This window comes from Embleya sp. NBC_00896 (genome assembly GCF_045207785.1).
Lineage (GTDB): Bacteria > Actinomycetota > Actinomycetes > Streptomycetales > Streptomycetaceae > Embleya.
Map to the genome: position 1 here is coordinate 4925080 of NZ_CP108776.1, position 16933 is coordinate 4942012.

Here is a 16933-nt window from a genome sequence, read left to right on the forward strand (position 1 = left end):
CACGACCACGGCCGTCGGCCCGGATCCGGGGGCTCGTCGCCCGGAGAGTCCGAGGCGACCCGGTGCCCGAGCGCCGCGCATCGCGATCGGCCGGGAAATCACGCGCCGATGGGCCGTACTTCCGGCCATGGCGAGACCTCGGGCAGGAGCCATGCTCCGTCACCCTCACGCTCGGAGGAGATCAGCCTCAGGTGGTCCACGCCGCTCGGCCACACGGTGGCGGCGGACCAGAGGGCTCCGGAGAGTGTCGCGCCGTCCAGGTCCGTCTCGTGGAACTCCGTGCCGCTCAGGTCCGCGCCGCTCAGATCGACGTCCCGCAGGTCGCCCTTGATCAGCGTTGTGTCCACGAGGTACGTCCCGCACATTCTCGATCTGTGCAGATCCGCGCGGAAGAGCTTCGCATGGCCGACGCTCGCGTCGGTCAGATCGGCCCACGCGCAGTGCAGCTCGATGGGCTGGATTCCGGAGAGGTCGGCATTGATCAGGCGTGCGGAGGTCAGCATCGCCCGGTCCAGGAAGGCGTCGCTCAGGTCGGCCCGGGTGAGCAGGGCGCGGGCCATTTGCGCGCCACGAAGGTTGGCCCGGTGCAGCACCGCGCCGGTGCAGTCGGCGCCGCCCAGATTCGCGTTGAGCAGGTCGGCCCCGGTCAGGTCGGCGCCGCTCAGGTCCGCCCCGCCCAGGTCGGCGAAGCGCAACGGCGCTCCGCGCAGGTCGAAACCGCGCAGCGAGTCGTCGGCAGGCCAGGCGATCTCCTCGATCAGCCGGCGCATCGAGCGCCTGCCGGTGTCGTTCTTGGCGCTCTTCGGCAGCCCGCGCCATTGTTCGATGCGCTGTCGCGCTTCCGCGAGCAGGTCTCGGGCGAAGGCGGGGGCCTGGGCGGTGGTGTCGGGCAGGGCGGCGGCGGTGGCGCTACTCCCGTGCGTACGCGCCGCTGCCTCCGTACGCGTCGTCTCCGCACGCACCATCTCCGCACGCGCCAGCTCCGCGCGAGCGGTCGAGGCGTCGGGCGGACGCTGCGCCGGATCCCTCGCCAACATGCCCATGATCAGGCGATCGAGGAGGAGCGGGAAGTCCGGGCCGCCCGTCATGCCCGGCGGCATCGGGTCGTCCTTGTCCGGCAGTTCGCCCGTGACCAGTTGGTACAGCACGACGCCGAGTGCGAACAGGTCCGTACGGCAGTCCGGTTGGACGTCGAGGCGAAACTGCTCCGGGGCCATGTACTCGGGTGTCCCGATCACATGGCCGGTCCTGGTGAGCCCGCGCGGGCCGACCTCCTGGAGGAACCGGGAGATCCCGAAGTCGAGGATCTTGAGCGTGCCCGACCCGGTGACAATGATGTTCGCCGGCTTGATGTCCCGATGCAGCAGCGCGGCCGCGTGCGTCGTTTCGAGCGCCCGGAGGGCCTGGCCCGCCCAGTCGAGCAGGACCGGCAACGTCGGCAGGTCCCCGGACCGAATCACCTCGGCGAGCGTCCGACCCTCGACGAGCTCCAGCACGACGAAGACCGTGCCGTCCTCGTCGTCCCGCCCGTAGTCGTGCACGTTGACCACATGCGGCGACGACACCTGGGCCAACGCCTGGGCCTCGTGCGCGAGTCGCTTGATCTCCCGGGGATCGCCGTACGCGAACGGCAGCGTCTTGACCGCGACCGGCCGATTCAACCGCTCGTCCACGGCCCGCCAGACCAGCCCCATCCCACCCCGACCGAGCACCTCGTCAAGCCGATAGCGCCCCGCCAACACCCTCACCACACAAGCCCCCGTATCCCCTGCGGCCCCGCGGCCACCGACCCCACGCCTCCCGGATTGTCTCGCGCGGGCCCGCCCTCCGGGCGGATACGGAACGAGTGGGCGACTCGCGTGCCGCGGTCAGGGCAGCGCCGCGATCGGGGTGGGCCGGCGGGTGCGGGGGTTGCGCGGATCGCGCGGATCTCGTCCACCGTCGGCGGAGCGTTGGGCCGAAAGGGCGAACGGTGCGCGCGGCTGCCCTCGGGTCGGGACGCGGCGACCTAGCGTGGCGGGGTGCGCAGAATTCGACACCGCCGCGTGCTGTCCATGGGGATCGCCCTCGGCGCCTTCGCGCTCACCGCGGTCGCCGTCCCGGTCGGATCCGCGGCACCACTCACGCGACACCCCGCGGCCGGCGAAGGTGCTCGGGTCCCCGCGTACGACCGTCCCCTTCCGGGCGGACCGTCCGGCCCGCCGCCGCGAGGCGTCGACGTGGTTCCCGCGGAGATCTGCCCCGAGTGGCCCCGCTCCGCCGCGCGCGATGCTCATCCCGCCCCCGGCCTCCACGGCCCCGGCCTCCGTGACCTGCTCGACCGCGCACAGCCGCACCGCCGGGCCCCGGGCTCCGACCCCGCCCGCGTCGACTGCCCGGGCCCGCTCGCGCCGGGCACCCGTACCGAACCGCTCGCCGCGTCCCCGGCGGCGGCGCACCTCGCGCCCCGCCCGCCCGACGGCCGCCCGCCCAAGCACCCGGCGGGCAACCGCGGCCCGGGGCGCAAGGGCAGGACACAGGACGGGGAATCCGAGCCACGCCTCAAGCCCCCCGGCGCCGAGCGCCGCGGCGCCGCCGCCAGGCGGGCCGTGCACGACGGACCGATGGTGGCCGCCCGCAGGGCCATCACCGACCACATCGCGAGTACCGGTTCGGCGCCCGTCCTGCCGCTGAGCCTGGCCGCCGGTGCCCTCGTGCTGATCGGCGGCCTGCTCGTCGTCGGCACTCGGCACCGCAGGGGCTGACCACGACCGATCCCCGACCCGGGGCGGGCGATCGACCCGCGGCGCGACACGCGGCGCCGCCCCCGTGCCCGGGAACGGCGCCGCGTGGGCGAGGACTGCGGGCGATGGCCGCGCGGTCAGGCCAGGCTGCGGCAATACAGCGCGGCCGGATACTTCTGCGGTTGACCGAAGCGGCCGGTGTACGCGACGCCCGCCGCGTACTCGTTCGTCGCGCACTGCCCCTTGTAGTTGCCGGCCGCGAACTCACCGCCCGGGTCGCCCGCCGGACGGTTGTCGCCGCGGTCGAACCACACCGTGCGGCTCGCCGTCGCGCCGACCGGCGCCGGCGCGCACAACGCGCTCGCGAACGCGGTGCCGCGCAGGCTGTACCCGACCATCATCTGCCCGGTCGGGCACTGCACCTTGGTGTAGCCGCCGGCCCAGTCGTACGTCACATTGCGCTCGTCCCACACGACCGTGGCCGGCGCGCTCGGCACCACCCCACCCGCGTCCGTGCACAGCCCGCGGCCGTCGTGGTGGGAGAGGCCGATCAGCCGCTCGCCGTCCGAGCACGTGCCCTTGCGGGCGCCGACGTCCCAGTCCGGCCGGGACCGCATCACCGACGACGCGTTGAAGTCCCCGTGGTCCAGGTTGAGCATCGACCAGTCGGCGACGGGGGCCACCTGCCCCGTCCGCGAGGGCGCGCCGATCAGCCGGTTCCAGATCGGGGTGCGCCAGTCGCCGGGATCCAGGATCCCGGCCCGTCGGCCCGCCGGGTCCCAGGACACCAGGGACCAGCTGTTGGGCACGCCGGCGCGCTGCCAACCGACCAGCGGCCAGACCGCGAAGTCGGTGTCCTTGGCGATCAGGTAGTCGACGAAGTTGCCGAACCACGCGCGCGCCTTGGGGTCGGTCTCGCCGAACCCGTCGCCGAACTCGCTGATCCACAGCGGCGCGGTGTAGTGCCGCCCCTCGGTGGTGACGAAGAACGCCTGCCGATCCAGCGTCGCCTGGAGCTCGGTGAGGGAGAGCTCCTGGTAGCGCCAGTCGTGCGTCTCGCCGGTGCCGGTCGCGCCGGTGTGGTTCGGGCCGGTGTAGCCGTAGAAGTGCGCCGAGTAGACCAGCTTGCGCGCGTTCACCAGGGTGTGCGACAGCGTCTTGGCGGGCTCCAACGTCGGGCGCCCGTGCGGGAGTCCGTCGAGCGGGATGCCCTGCCAGTTGATCCCCTCGACCACGATCAGCAGGTCGGGGTTCGCCTCGGTCAGGATGCGGTCGCCCGCCCGCTGCGCCGCGAGTTGCCAGTCGGTGTCGTTGCCCCAGCCCCAGTTGGGGTCGTCGAGGATGTTGCGGCGGACCTCGTTGTACAGGTCGGCGCCCACGACCCGCTTGTTGGCCTGGTATCGACGAGCCATGAACAGCCAGTCGTTCTCCCAGGTGGCAGCGGACTGGGAGGTGTTCCAGCGCTCGTTGCCGTCGATGCCGCAGCACCAGCGCGAGGTCGTGGTGTGGTTGTTCATGATCACCGCGAAGCCCGCGTCGGTCAGCGCGGCCACCACGGCGTCGTACACCTGGATCGGGGTCTTGCCGCGCAACTGCGGGTTGGCCGCGACGGCCGCGTCCGCGACCGGCGTGCTCTTGTGGATCATCTCGTTGGAGAACTGGAGCCGGATGCTGTTCAGGCCCAGCTGCCGGAAGTTGTCCAGGACGGTCGGGATCGCGACGCGATCCAGCGCCATCGGCAGCTCGTAGGAGATCTCGTTGTCGTGGTAGTTCGCCGGGTCGTTGATGTCACCCGAGCCGCTCCAGGTGCCGGAGGCACCGTGCCAGCTCCCGGACTTGAGCTTGAAGCGGTCGCCGTTCGCGTCCACGATCCAGCGCCCCTGCGTGCTGAGCGGCGGAGTCCAGGACGTGGCGAGGTCGGTGGTCGCGGGGGCGCCGTTCGGCCCCGGCGACTCCGCCTGGGCGGCGGTGGTCGGGACGAGCAGGGCCGCCACCAGGGCGGTCAGCGCGCTGCCGATCAGGGCCGGCCCGAAACGTTGTCTGGTCAAAGGGATTCCCGTCGAAGGTCGTCGTCGCGCCCGTGGATGTCCGAGCGCTACCGAGCGTTCGCGAGTATCGATGCGGGAATCGTCCCGCACCAGAGCCGACACGAGTCGGAACTCCCGCCTCCAGCGCCTTTATTGAGTGACCATCAGCTCCGAGCGGACACCTGTCGTGCGATCGGCCCGCGCACGGCGCCGATCTTCGGGGGACGAGGAGCGGCGGCCGGGCCACGCGGCCCGACCGCCCGTCGCCGGCTCAGTGCGGCAGGCAGGTGCGTACCGCCTCGATGAGTCCGAGCGCCCGGACGTCCGTGTGCAGCGGGGACTGACCGTTGCTCACGTACGCGAACGCGAGCCCCGCCGCCGGATCGGCGAACGCGAGGGGGCCGCCGCTGCCGGGATGGCCGAACACGGCGGGATCGGGAGAGACACCGAAGAACGAGGTCTCCGGCTTCATGAAACCGAGGCTGAACGCGGTGTGCTCGCCGAGGATCCGGTCCGGGCCGCGCACGGCCGTCGTGGTCACCGCGGCGATGGTCTCGGGGGAGAGCAGCCGGACGCCGTCGAGCGTGCCGCCCGCGCAGAGCACCGCGTACACCCGGGCCAGCGCGCGGGCGTTGGTGACGCCGAGCCCCGAGGGGACCTCCCACGCGAGCACGTTCGCATCGTGGTCGGCGCCGGGGATGGCCAGTTCGGGCATCGCGAGCATGGCCCGGCCCAGGTCCGAGGCGAGGTCGATCGCGCCCGGGTCCATCGGCGCGATCGCGGTCAGGTGCGCCAGCCGCGGCGTGATCGCGGCCGGCAGGCCGATGTGCGCGTCCACGCCGAGCGGGCCGGCCACCTCGTCGGACAGGAACGCGCCGACCGTGCGGCCGTCCACCCGCCGGATCAGCTCGCTCGCGTAGAAGCCCCAGGTCACCGCGTGGTACCCGTGCGCGGTGCCCGGCTCCCATGCCGGCCGCTGGGCGGCGAGCGCGTCGGCCAGCGCGTCCGGCACGGCGATCTGGGCGAGCGTGATCGGATCGTCCAGGAACGGCAGGCCGGCCTGGTGGGACAGCAGCTGGGCGACCGTCACGTCACGTTTGCCGGCCGCCGCGAACTCGGGCCAGTAGCGGCATACCGGCAGCCCCGGGTCGAGTTCGCCGCGGTCGATCAGCATCGCCACACACGTGGCGACCAGGCCCTTGGTGACCGACCAGACCACCTGTACGGTGTCGCGCTCCCAGGCCCGACCGGCGGCCGGTTCGGCCAGCCCGCCCCACAGGTCGACCACCGGCCGGCCGCGCACATGGACGGCGAGGGCGGCGCCGACCTCGCCGCGGATCGCGAAGTTCTCCTTGAACACCGCCTCCACCGAGGCGAATTCGGGCGCGACGAAACCGTCGACGTGCATCGTGGGTCCTTTCGGGGTCCCTGGCTCGCCGGCGCCGGCGCCGGCGCCGACCTCGGCACCGAACTCCCGCGCCGAACGCCCCGCGCCGAACCCCGGCGCCGACCCGACGTACCGACCCGACGCACCGACCCCGTGCCGTCGCGAGCGGACCGCCGGGACGGCTCGTCAGTTCCGGGGGGTGACGCCTTCGAGGACGAGCGCCGTGAACTGGGCTTCGAGTTCGGACAGGGTGCGGTCGCTGCCGGACTTCCAGCCGGCGGTGAGCCACAGCGGATAGGCGAGATAGCGGTAGACCAGCTCCGGATCCAGGTCCGCGCGGAACTCCCCGACCTCGATCCCCTCCTGAAGGGTCGTCAGCCAGAGATCACGGACCCGGGCCCCGTCCACCGCGAGGTGCGCGAAGCGCGGCAGCGTGGCCAGGTAGGCGTAGTCCCGGACGTACATCGTGGCCGCGTCGGGATGGTGCTCGATGGTGCGGAACGCGGCGTGCACGAGCCCGCGCAACCGGTCGCCCGGAGTACGCGCCTCGGCGAACGCCTCGTCGTACCAGGCCGCCAGATCGTGCATCGCGGTGGTCAGGATCTCGTCGACCAGATCCTCTTTGGAGCCGAACCAGTGGTAGATGCTGCCCGCGAGGATCCCCGACGCGTCGGCGATCTCACGAACGGTGGACGCTGCGACACCCTTGCGGGCGAACAGCGCCGCGGCTTGGGACAGGATCACCTCCCGGCGCGGAAGTGCTTCGGGTTCCGTCTTCCTGCGTGCCATGAGCGCCCGTTCTCGGTCCGGCGGGTGGATGCTGCCGCGTCCTGCGAGGTTCCGCAGTCTGCGCAGCCTAACCGCAGGTGGAGCGGTTGCCGTTGATCGATGGGGGATGCCTTCGAGGGAGAACCGAACTGCCTATCTAACATTTGTTAGATTGTGCTGAACCTTCTACGCCTGTTCCCGAAACGCTGTCAAGACCCTTGCGGGGATCGAGGTTCGCGGTCTAGCTTGTGCCGCATCCGGGACTCCGTGGGGGATGGCCGGGCGGGGAGACGACGCGAGAGGCGTTGGCTCCCATGGCTCCTTGGACGGCACGGCGCGCCGCACGACGGGTGCGAGCAACACCCGACTCACGCGCGACCAGAGCCGATCGATCACGCCGCAGGCATCCGACCAGACGATCCTGGGCGGGCGGCCTCGCCGTGCTCGCACTCACCGCGACGGCGACCACCGCGTGCGGTGACGACGACAAGGACGGCAAGGCCGGCGGCTCGGACGCGCCCGCGAGGATCGTCGCCCTGTGGCAGGTCAAGGGCGAGGACCCGAACGCGATCGATGACTACAACAACGGCGCGGTGATCGCCACCGAGCGGATCAACGCGGCCGGCGGCGTGCTCGGCAAGCCGCTGCAATTCGAGCGGGTGGGCAGCCCGTTGACGCCGCAGGCCGCGCGGACCGCGTTCCTCCAGGCCGTGGACAAGAAGCCGTCCGGCATCGTCGGCTTCCCCGGCGGTACCGAGGCCGAGGGCCTGACCCGCGACTTCGACCAGGCCAAGATCCCGATCATCAACGTCAACAACCACGTCCCGCTCGCGTACGGCCAGAAGGCCGGCAGCGAGTGGATGTTCTCCACCAACCCCTACGACGTGGCCACCGCACGGAACATGGTCGCGCTCGCGCAGAAGCAGGGCTGGACCCGGCTGGGCATCCTCGGCAACGACATCGGCTACGGCCGCGACGGCACCGACCGGTCGAAGAAGGCCGCCGAGGGCACCCCGGTGACCGTCGGCACCACGCGCCTGGTCCCGGTCACCGCGACCGACGTGACCGAGGCGGTGCTCGCGCTCAAGGGCAGCCAGGCGGTGCTGTCCTGGACCTACCCGAACGTACTCGCCGCGCAGCTCACCCAGATGACCCAGAACGGCGCGAACGCGCCGGTGGTGGGCGGCGGTTCGGTGCCCGTCGTGGCCAACAACAAGCTCGCCCCGCCGAAGGCGCTCGACCAGCTGTACGCGGTGCTCGCGTGCCTGCCGGCCGCGGCGACCGAGGGCGGCGGGAAGGCCTTCAACGACGCCTACAAGGCCAAGTACGGCACGCCCGCGCCACCGCTCGCCGCCGCCGCGCACGACGCCGTGATGATGCAGGCCGAGGCGATCAGGAAGGCCGGCTCGACCACCGACCACACGAGGATCCGGGACGAACTCGCCAAGCTGAGCTGGACCGGCGGCGCCTGCCAGCCCGAGTACAAGGCCGACGGCTCGCACTACCTCGCGCACCAGCAGGTCGCGATCAAGTACGACCAGAGCGGTGTCGCGAAGATCATCGACACCTACCCGATCCCGGCGCTCGCGAAGGGCGCGTCCTGACCATGGCCACCTTCGTCGCGCTGTTCGCCGCCGCCGTCGCCTACGCCGCGGTGCTCACCCTCGCGGCGGTCGGTTTCCTGCTGCTGTACAAGGCGACCGGCGTCGTGAACTTCGCGCACGGCGACCTGCTGACCCTGGGCGGGTTCCTGGCGTGGTGGCTGATCGTGGACCACGGACTGCCGGTCCTGGTGGGCTCGTTGATCGCGATCGTGCTGCTCGCCGGAGCCGGCGTGGTGCTGGAGCGGGTGGCCTACGCGCCCCTGCGCCGCCGATCGCCGATGACGGTGGTGGTGGCGACGCTGGCCGCCGCGCTGGTGATCCGGGCGCTGCTGGGGATCTGGCTCGGCAGCACGCCGCGCCGGCTGCCGAGCCCGGTCGGGGAGGGCGCCTGGCATGTCGCGGGCGCGGCCGTCGCGTGGCAGCGGGTGCTGATCGTCGGCGTCGCGGTCGTGGTGGTCGGCGGGCTGTTGTACACGTTCCACCGCACCTCCTTCGGTCGCCAGGTGCGTGCGCTCGCGGCCGATCCGGAGGCCGCGAAGCTGTGCGGCGTGCGGGTGCGGCGGGTGTCGATGATCGCGTGGGCGCTGTCCGGCGCGCTCGCGGCGCTGGCCGGGATCCTGGTCGCACCGCTCACCGTGCTCGACCTGAACTTCGGCTTCGCGATCATGCTGGGCGGCCTCGCGGCCGCGGTCGCGGGCGGTTTCGGCAACCTCGGCGGCGCGGTGGTGGGCTGCCTCGGGGTGGGCCTGGTCCAACTCCTGGTCGGCGGCTACTGGTTGCGGGACTACGCGGGCGCGTTGCCGTACGTGGCCCTGTTCCTGGTGATCGTGCTGCGGCCGCGGGGGCTGTTCTCGACCACGGCGACCAGGTTGTGAGGGACGAGATGAACGAAACCACCACAGAAAACGTGTCGTGGCCGGGAGGTGACGCCGGGTCAGGAGGGGAACCGGCGTCCGACCGGGGCGCGGGGGCCGCCCCGGATACATCCGGAAGGGGGTCGGACGGGGTGGGGGAGCCTCGTCCGGCGCTCGATCCGGCTTCCGGTTCGGCCCCCGGTTCGGGTGGCGCGTGGGCGGGGGGTGACGCCGGAAGGGGAACGGCGTCCGGGCCCGCGCGCCGCCCGGGGGAAGGGTCCGATGCCGGGGCGTGGCTGCGTGCCCGCCTCGGCTCGGGCCCGGGACCACTGCGAAGCAGGCGCCCGTATCTGGGTGTCGCGGCCTTCACGATCGCCACGGCGATCGCGGTGCCCGCCCTGGTGAACTCCGCCGAGGGCGCCAACCTGGTCGACCTTTGGCTGTTGTACGCGCTGGCCGGGATCGGCTTCGCGTGGATCTTCGGCCTCGCCGGACGCTTCGCGTTCTGCCATACGACGCTGATGGCGGTCGGCGCGTATACGGCCGCCTACGCGGCCACGCACGACGTACCGTTTTGGGGAGCGGTACTCGCGGGTACGGCCTGCGCGGCCCTGGTCGCCGCGCTGGTCGGGCTCGCCCTCGCCCGCGCGCAACATTTCGCCTTCGCGATCGGGACGTTGGCGGTCAGTCAGATCGGCGTGGTGGTGTTCTCCCGCTCGGGCACCTTCACCGGCGTCAACGGCCAGGTGCACGGCGTCCCGTTCCCGACCGTGTTCGGGTACACGCTCGACACCGACCGCGACATCTTCTGGCTGCTGCTCGCCTTCGTCACGCTCGCGCTGCTGCTCGGCGTGTTCATCCGGCGCTCGCCGCTGGGCCGCGAGGCGGTGGCCGCGCGCGACGCGGAACTGGTCGCGCGCACGGCCGGGGTGCCGGTGCGGCGCATCCACCTGACCCTGTTCGTGCTCGGCTCGGCCACCGGCGGTCTGGCCGGTGCGCTGCTCGCGCACTGGCAGGGCTTCGTCGGGATCGACTCGTTCGGCCTCGACCTGGGGATCGGGATCTTCCTGATGGTGATCCTGGGCGGGACACATTCGCTGTGGGGCCCGATTCTCGGCGCCGGCTTCTACGTCTGGGCGCCGAAGCTGCTGAGCGGCCTCGACGAGTACCGCGCGGCCGTGTACGGCGGCCTGCTGCTGCTGATGATCATGCTGTGTCCCGAGGGCCTTACCGGGCTGGCCGCGCGTGCGCGGGCGGCCCTCGCGCGGGCTCGGGACCGGAGTCGCACGAAGGAGGGTGAGCATGCCTGATCCGGTAGCCCCACGAAGGCGGGCGACCACGCCGGATCCGGTGCCCCGGTCCGGTCTTGTGCCGCCGGCCGTTCGGGGGCCCGAACCCGCCCCGGCCACCGCGTCCGCGCAACTGCGCGAACCGGTCCTGAGCGCGCGGGACATCCGGGTGGACTTCGGTGGCGTACGTGCCGTCGACGCGGTGTCCGTGGACGTGTATCGCGGCGAGGTGGTCGGGGTGATCGGCCCCAACGGCAGCGGCAAGACCACGCTGCTCAACGCGATCACCGGGGTCGTCCCGGCGAGCGGCGAACTGTACGTCGGCGGCGTGCCGGTCCGCCTCGGCAGCCCCGAACGGGCGCGCCGCGCGGGCCTGGTGCGGATGTTCCAGACCCCGCAACCGGTCCGCGCGCTCACCTGCGTGGAGAACGTCCTGCTCGCGACGTCGGACACCCGGCACCGCGGCCTGCTCGCCGCGTGGCTGCTGCGGCCGCTGATGGCCCGGGTCGAGCAGGAGCGCCTGGCCGGTGCGCAGGCCGCGCTCGACCGGGTCGGGTTGGGCGATCGGGCCGAACTGAGCGCGGGCGTGCTCACCTATGGTGAGCAGCGCCTGTTGGACATCGCGCGCGGGATCGCCGCCGTGCCGCGCGTGCTGATGCTGGACGAGCCGAGCGCGGGGCTGAACTCCCGGGAGACGGACGCCCTGTTACTGCTCCTGCGCGCGGTCGCGGCGGACGGCGTCGGGTTGCTCGTGGTGGACCACAAGATCGATTTCATCGACGCGCTGTGCGACCGGATCACCGTCCTGGAGACCGGCCGGGTGGTCGCCGAGGGGGTGCCGGCCGCGGTGTGGCGGGACCGCCGCGTCATGGACGCCTACCTGGGAGTCGCGCACGATGGCTGAGGGCGAGACCGGGAACGAGGCGGTGTCCACGGTGCCGGCGGCGCCGACATGGCCGGCGGTTCCGACAGGGCCGACAGTGCCGACGGTGTCTGCGGTCGAGGCGGAGGGGTGCCTGCCGTACGAGCCGGACGCGCGGCCGACCCAGACCAGGCTCGATTCCGCGCCGGCCGCCGCGATGCTCGTCGTTCGCGGGTTGAGCGTCCGCTACGGGACCACGCGGGCCGTGCTCGACCTGTCGCTCGACGTCGCGGCGGGTGAGGCGGTCGCGCTGCTCGGCCCCAACGGCGCGGGCAAGACCTCCACGCTGCACGCGATCTCGGGGCTGATCGGGCACGGCGGCACGGTCGCCTTCGACGGCCGGGACCTGACCGGCCACGCGCCGGAGGCGATCGCCCGGCTCGGGCTGATCCACGTGCCGGAGGGACGCCGGGTCTTCCCGACGCTGACCGTGCGGGAGAACCTCGCGATGGGCCGGATCGCGGCGGCGGGCCGGACCGGGTGGACCGAGGCCGACGTGCTCGACCTGTTCCCGGCGCTCGGCCCACTGCTCGGGCGGGCCGGGTACGCGCTGTCCGGTGGCGAGCAGCAGATGGTCGCGCTGGGCCGGGCGCTGCTGTCGGTACCGCGCCTGCTGGTGCTGGACGAGCCGTCGCTCGGCCTCGCGCCCGCGGTGGTGCGCACCGTGTACGACGCGCTCGCGCGGATCGCGGCGGACGTGCCGATGCTCGTGGTCGAGCAGAACACCGCGGAGGCGCTCCGACTGTGTGTGCGCGGGCACGTCCTGGCCGCGGGCCGACTCGCGCTCACCGGCACCGCGGCGGAGCTGGGCGATCGGGACTCGCTGCTGGCGTCCTACCTGGGCCGCCGGGACGCGGCGGCCTGACGGCGGGCCGGCCCGGCGGGTTCGAAGACGTGCCCCGGCCGCCTCACAGGCCCGGCGCGCCCGGCGGATACTTGATCGCGTTCTTGACCATCTTGTCGCGCAGCGCCTGGGCCGGGTCGATGCCGAGCTGATCGGCGAGGCCGAGCAGATAGGCCAGCACGTCCGCGATCTCCTCGCGCACGTGCTCGCCGCGAGCCGGATCCGACATCACGTCGGCGGCCTGCTCGGGGGTGAGCCATTGGAAGATCTCCACGAGCTCCGCGGCCTCCACACTCAACGCCATCACCAGGTTCTTGGGCGTGTGGAAGGGCTGCCAGTGCCGCTCCGCGGAGAACGCGGCCAGCGCGGCGGTGAGTTCGGCGAGGTCCGAATCGGTGCGGGGAGTGGTGTCCATGCGTCATGCCTATCGCATCCGACCCGCGCCGGGCCGCCCGGTGGTGTCACCCCGGGGAGGGACAATGTGGCGAGATCGCCGTCGTCCGCTTTGGAAGGTTCGCATGAGGGTCGCCACCTGGAACATCAACTCGATCGGGGCCCGGCTGCCCAAGCTCCTGGAGTGGCTGGAGAGCGCCGCTCCCGACGTGGTGTGTCTGCAGGAGCTCAAGTCCACGCCCGAGGCGTATCCGCTGAAGGAGCTACAGGAGGCCGGCTACGAGTCGGCGGTCAACGCCGGCGGACGCTGGAACGGCGTCGCGGTGCTGTCCAAGGTCGGCTTGGAGGACGTCGTCCAGGGCCTGGAGGCGGGCCCCGGCTTCCCCGAGCTCGACGGCCCGCACGAGGCCCGGGCGCTCTCCGCGACCTGCGGCGGGGTCCGGGTCTGGTCGGTATACGTGCCCAACGGCCGCGAGGTGGACAACCCGCACTACGCGTACAAGCTGGCGTGGCTCAAGGCGCTGCACGCCGCGGTGGCCGCGGACGCGGCGGGCGCCCGGCCGTTCGCGGTGCTCGGCGACTACAACGTCGCGCCCACCGATCAGGACGTCTGGGACATCGCGCTGTTCGGCGACAACGCGACGCATGTGACGCAGGCCGAGCGCGACGCGGTCACCGCGCTGGAGAACATCGGGCTGCGCGAGGTGATGCCGCGGGCGCTCAAGTACGACGTCCCGTTCACCTTCTGGGACTACCGCGACCTGGGCTTCCCGAAGAACAAGGGCATGCGGATCGACCTCGTGTACGGCAACGCGGCCTTCAACGCCGCGGTCACCGACGCCTACGTCGACCGCGAGGCCCGCAAGGGCAAGGGCACCAGCGACCACGCTCCGGTCGTGGTGGATCTGAGCGTGTAGGACGGCGCCGCGGCGGTCTCGGCGACGGTCCCGGTCACGACGATCCGGGATCGGCCGACTCCGGGACCGCTGTCGGCGGCCCTACAGGTACAGCCCCTGGCCGCCCTGGTGCGGGCGTTCGACCTCCACCGGGGCGGCGCCGTTGCGCAGCGCGTACAACTCGGCCAGCGTCGCGTGGGTGCCGATGCCTTCGGCGGTGCCGAGCCACTCGCGGGCCTCGGCGAAGTCGAGCGGGCCCACGTCGATCTGGGCCAGGCACCGGCCGGGCCGGACCACGGCCGGATGCAGGTGGCCGAGGTTCTCGTTGGTGGTGATCGCGACCATGACGTTGCGGCCCTGGCCGAGCAGACCGTCGGTCAGGTTGAGCAGCCGCGACAGCGCCTGGCCGGCGGAGCGCTTGGCCTCGCCGCGGATCAGTTCGTCGCAGTCCTCCAGGACCAGCAGCCGCCACTTGTGCTTCTTGGACTTGTCGTGCGACTCCTCGTCCTCGTCGCCGCGCCCGATCGCGACGTCCATGAGGTAGCCGGTGTCGCCGAACAGCGCCTCGGGGTCGAGCACGCAGTCCATCCGGCACCAGTCCTGCCACGAGCGCGCGAGCGCGCGCAGCGCCGTGGTCTTGCCGGTCCCGGGCGGGCCGTGCAGCAGGATCAACCGGCCGGACACGTCGTCGGGGGTCACCTTCATCAGCCGGTCGAACGCGCCGGCCGTCGGCCCGGTGTAGTTGCGGCGGATGTCCTCCCACGGCGCGGCCGTGATGGCACGCGTCGTGCGGTATGGGCCGCGTCGGGCCGAGAAGTACCAGAAGCCCATCGCGACGGCCTCGTCCTTGGGCGGCGGATCGGCCGCCGCGCCCTTGACCGCCTTCTTCAGGACCGCGCGGCCGATCTTCTCGTCGACGGCGGTGACGGTCACCTCGCCGCCGCCGCTGCGCCAGCGGACCGAGCGCAGGGTCCAGCCGTCACCGATGGCCAGCTGCGCGGATCGGTCGTCCTCCTCGACGGCGCGGACGACCTTGGCGCCGCGCGGGACGAGCCGTGCGCCGGGCTTGACCCGGTCCAGGCGGGTGGTGCGGGCCCACGGCTGGGCACCGGTCAGGAACGCGGCGAGGGCGAGCCCGTCCACGGCGTCGTAAGGGGTGTCCGCGTCGTCGAGTCCGAACACGAAGGGCAGCAGCGTTGAGGGGTCGTCACCGGCTGAACTCGGCGCCCCATCCGGTTGGCGGGGCGTCTGGCGAGGCATCGACATGATTTCGATGATCCGGTGCCCCGGGCCGTCCGTACAGTGGTTTTCGGGTGTGGTTTTCCCCGCTGCCGTGACCGACCACGGCACCGGCCGGGCGGACCTGACGCCCTGTCTTCACCCGCGCACGCTACGGCTCGTAGACCACGTCGAACGCGGAGAGCGCGGTCGCGATCGCCTCGTCGCGGGTCAGGCCGAGCCGGTGCGCACGGCGCGCGTACTCGATCGCGGCCTCGCTCGCCGCCCGGTGCGCGCTGTCGCCGACGGCGGCGATGAAACTGCCCGAGCGCCCGCGGGTCTCGATCACGCCGTCCGCCTCCAGCTCGCGGTAGGCGCGGGCGACGGTGTTGGGCGCCAGGCCGAGGTCGCCGGCGAGGCCGCGCACGGTCGGCAGGCGGGTGCCGGCGGGAAGTGTTCCGGCCCGGGACTGGTCCGCGACCTGGGCCCGGATCTGCTCGAACGGCGCGATGGGCGAGGCCGGGTCGATGGTGATCACCATGCCGATGAGCCTAGGCCCCTCGGTGGGAGATCCCGACGGATTCCGATCGGTCAGGTCGCGCCGGTCGTCTCGGCCTTCGCCGGTTCCGCCGGTTCGACCGGTTCGACCGGATGGGCCGGTTCGACCGGATGGACCGAGCCGGTTCCGGACAACGCCCTGACCTCCGGGATCGCGAACACGCCGAGGATCAGCACGACGCACGCGCCGGCGAAGACCCACAGCACGCCCGCGTTGCCGAACGTGTTCCCGGCCGGACCAGCCAGGGCGGTACACGCGGGGGCGAGCGCCATCGAACCGAGCCAGTCGTAGGCCGAGACGCGCGCGACGTACTCGGCCGGGATCTCCTGGCGGAGCGTCAGCATCCAGCACACGCTGAAGACCTCCATGCCGACGCCGCACACGAACATCGACAGCGCGAGGATCGGCCACGGCGCGGGGATCGCGAGCGCCACGAAGGTCGGCGCCAGCGGAAGCAGCCCCCAGTTGCCGGCGTTCAGGAGGCGGCGCGGCCGATACCGGACCAGGACGAGGCCGCCGAGCAGAGTGCCCGCCCCGAGCGCGCTCATCGCCACGCCCCACGGCCAGGCCGCACCCCAGTGGTCCTCGGACACGACCGGTCCGAACACCGTCTCGCCCGCGACCATCATGCCGTTCAGCAGCGCGAACTGCAGGACGATGCCCCACAGCCAGCGCCTGGCCACGAACGCCCGCCAACCGTCGTGCAGTTGGCGCAGCATCGACTCGTCCTCGCCCGGACCCATGGCGGGGATCCGCATGAACACCCGCAGCAGCGCGGCCAACACGAAGCCACCGGCGTCCAGCGCGAGCACCGCCCCCGGGCCGAGCGCCGTGGTCAGCACGCCGCCGAGCGCGGCCCCGCCGATGTGGGAGCTGCTCACCGCGACCCGGTACGCGGCGAGCGCGGGTCCGGCGTCCTCGGCGTCGAGCGTGCTGAACAGCAGCCCCTGCGCGGCGGGCAGGTACAGCGCGTGCGCGGATCCGCCGATGCCGGCGAGCACCATCATGACCCACACGTCGCTGCCACCGGTGAGCACGAAGACCGCGAACGCCCCCTGCGACAGCGCGTTCGCGGCATTCGCGGCGACCATCACGTGATGCCGGGGAAAGCGGTCCGCGATCACCCCGCCGACCAATAGGAACACGACCAGCGGAAGCGTTCGCGCGGCCGCCACGAGCCCGACACCGGTACTGCCGCCACCGGCTTCGAGCACCGCGAACGCCGACGCGATCAACGCCCCGGAGTTCCCGAGCCCGGTGATGAACACGGCCGAGGTCTGTAGCAGATAGGTGCGGCCGGCCCACCGGGGCAGCCTGGATTGGCTGGACACCCGATGACTATCCGCACAGCCGACGGGGATCTGTCGAGAGCTTTTCCCGGGCGTACCCGGCGACCGCGGCGACCGGCGCCGGATCGGGCCGCACTTGCCGGGTTTTGCGAGTCGGACC

Annotated in this window: 15 protein-coding genes; 7 read left to right on the forward strand and 8 right to left on the reverse strand. The window is 72.4% G+C overall.

The features are described from left to right. Positions 1 to 98 precede the first annotated feature (98 nt). Positions 99 to 1751, reverse strand: a complete 1653-nt coding sequence (locus OG928_RS22430; protein WP_406286575.1) for a serine/threonine-protein kinase — start codon at positions 1749 to 1751, stop codon at positions 99 to 101. Positions 1752 to 2021: 270 nt separating this feature from the next. Here OG928_RS22430 and OG928_RS22435 point away from each other — a divergent pair, with 270 nt between their 5' ends. Further along, a complete protein-coding gene (locus tag OG928_RS22435) occupies positions 2022 to 2744 on the forward strand; it encodes a hypothetical protein (RefSeq protein WP_406286578.1) in 723 nt (240 codons plus the stop codon). 116 nt (positions 2745 to 2860) lie between these two features. Here the strand turns inward: OG928_RS22435 and OG928_RS22440 are convergent, their stop codons facing one another. From OG928_RS22440 to OG928_RS22450, 3 genes are all read right to left on the reverse strand, one after another. After that, positions 2861 to 4771, reverse strand: coding sequence for a glycoside hydrolase family 5 protein (locus OG928_RS22440; protein ID WP_406286580.1), 1911 nt, complete (start codon positions 4769 to 4771; stop codon positions 2861 to 2863). A gap of 250 nt (positions 4772 to 5021) precedes the next feature. Next, positions 5022 to 6158, reverse strand: a complete 1137-nt coding sequence (locus OG928_RS22445) for a serine hydrolase domain-containing protein (RefSeq protein ID WP_406286581.1) — start codon at positions 6156 to 6158, stop codon at positions 5022 to 5024. Between the two features lie 165 nt (positions 6159 to 6323). After that, positions 6324 to 6926 (reverse strand): TetR/AcrR family transcriptional regulator, encoded by a 603-nt coding sequence (locus tag OG928_RS22450; RefSeq protein ID WP_406286584.1) that lies wholly within the window; start codon positions 6924 to 6926, stop codon positions 6324 to 6326. Positions 6927 to 7345: 419 nt separating this feature from the next. Between OG928_RS22450 and OG928_RS22455 the strand changes: the two genes are divergently transcribed. The 5 genes from OG928_RS22455 (at position 7346) to OG928_RS22475 (ending at position 12439) form a co-directional block, all read left to right on the forward strand. Next, the gene (locus OG928_RS22455; protein ID WP_406286586.1) at positions 7346 to 8509 is read left to right on the forward strand and encodes an ABC transporter substrate-binding protein; all 1164 of its coding nucleotides are present in this window, start codon (positions 7346 to 7348) and stop codon (positions 8507 to 8509) included. Positions 8510 to 8511: 2 nt separating this feature from the next. After that, the gene (locus OG928_RS22460; protein ID WP_406286587.1) at positions 8512 to 9384 is read left to right on the forward strand and encodes a branched-chain amino acid ABC transporter permease; all 873 of its coding nucleotides are present in this window, start codon (positions 8512 to 8514) and stop codon (positions 9382 to 9384) included. Positions 9385 to 9752: 368 nt separating this feature from the next. Continuing rightward, positions 9753 to 10673 (forward strand): branched-chain amino acid ABC transporter permease, encoded by a 921-nt coding sequence (locus OG928_RS22465; RefSeq protein WP_406286589.1) that lies wholly within the window; start codon positions 9753 to 9755, stop codon positions 10671 to 10673. After that, positions 10666 to 11556 (forward strand): ABC transporter ATP-binding protein, encoded by an 891-nt coding sequence (locus OG928_RS22470; protein WP_406286592.1) that lies wholly within the window; start codon positions 10666 to 10668, stop codon positions 11554 to 11556. The genes OG928_RS22465 and OG928_RS22470 overlap by 8 nt, the downstream gene beginning before the upstream one ends. Before the next feature lie 85 nt (positions 11557 to 11641). After that, positions 11642 to 12439, forward strand: coding sequence for an ABC transporter ATP-binding protein (locus tag OG928_RS22475; RefSeq protein ID WP_406286595.1), 798 nt, complete (start codon positions 11642 to 11644; stop codon positions 12437 to 12439). A gap of 43 nt (positions 12440 to 12482) precedes the next feature. Here OG928_RS22475 and OG928_RS22480 read toward each other — a convergent pair whose 3' ends face one another. Next, positions 12483 to 12833, reverse strand: coding sequence for a nucleotide pyrophosphohydrolase (locus OG928_RS22480; protein ID WP_406286597.1), 351 nt, complete (start codon positions 12831 to 12833; stop codon positions 12483 to 12485). Between the two features lie 103 nt (positions 12834 to 12936). Here OG928_RS22480 and OG928_RS22485 point away from each other — a divergent pair, with 103 nt between their 5' ends. Further along, positions 12937 to 13728 (forward strand): exodeoxyribonuclease III, encoded by a 792-nt coding sequence (locus OG928_RS22485; RefSeq protein WP_406286598.1) that lies wholly within the window; start codon positions 12937 to 12939, stop codon positions 13726 to 13728. A gap of 81 nt (positions 13729 to 13809) precedes the next feature. Here the strand turns inward: OG928_RS22485 and OG928_RS22490 are convergent, their stop codons facing one another. From OG928_RS22490 to OG928_RS22500, 3 genes are all read right to left on the reverse strand, one after another. Beyond that, positions 13810 to 14967 (reverse strand): DUF5925 domain-containing protein, encoded by a 1158-nt coding sequence (locus tag OG928_RS22490; protein ID WP_406291128.1) that lies wholly within the window; start codon positions 14965 to 14967, stop codon positions 13810 to 13812. A gap of 130 nt (positions 14968 to 15097) precedes the next feature. After that, complete coding sequence (locus OG928_RS22495; protein WP_406286600.1) at positions 15098 to 15466, reverse strand: GntR family transcriptional regulator; 369 nt, start codon at positions 15464 to 15466, stop codon at positions 15098 to 15100. Positions 15467 to 15516: 50 nt separating this feature from the next. Continuing rightward, a complete protein-coding gene (locus OG928_RS22500) occupies positions 15517 to 16815 on the reverse strand; it encodes an MFS transporter (protein ID WP_406286601.1) in 1299 nt (432 codons plus the stop codon). Positions 16816 to 16933: the final 118 nt, after the last annotated feature.

Coding starts and splice junctions, on each gene's coding strand:
- OG928_RS22470 (WP_406286592.1), top strand. CDS start 10,666: ATGCCTGATCCGGTAGCCCCACGAAGGCGGGCGACCACGCCGGATCCG.
- OG928_RS22495 (WP_406286600.1), bottom strand. CDS start 15,466: ATGGTGATCACCATCGACCCGGCCTCGCCCATCGCGCCGTTCGAGCAG.
- OG928_RS22450 (WP_406286584.1), bottom strand. CDS start 6,926: ATGGCACGCAGGAAGACGGAACCCGAAGCACTTCCGCGCCGGGAGGTG.
- OG928_RS22485 (WP_406286598.1), top strand. CDS start 12,937: ATGAGGGTCGCCACCTGGAACATCAACTCGATCGGGGCCCGGCTGCCC.
- OG928_RS22480 (WP_406286597.1), bottom strand. CDS start 12,833: ATGGACACCACTCCCCGCACCGATTCGGACCTCGCCGAACTCACCGCC.
- OG928_RS22460 (WP_406286587.1), top strand. CDS start 8,512: ATGGCCACCTTCGTCGCGCTGTTCGCCGCCGCCGTCGCCTACGCCGCG.
- OG928_RS22445 (WP_406286581.1), bottom strand. CDS start 6,158: ATGCACGTCGACGGTTTCGTCGCGCCCGAATTCGCCTCGGTGGAGGCG.
- OG928_RS22490 (WP_406291128.1), bottom strand. CDS start 14,967: ATGCCTCGCCAGACGCCCCGCCAACCGGATGGGGCGCCGAGTTCAGCC.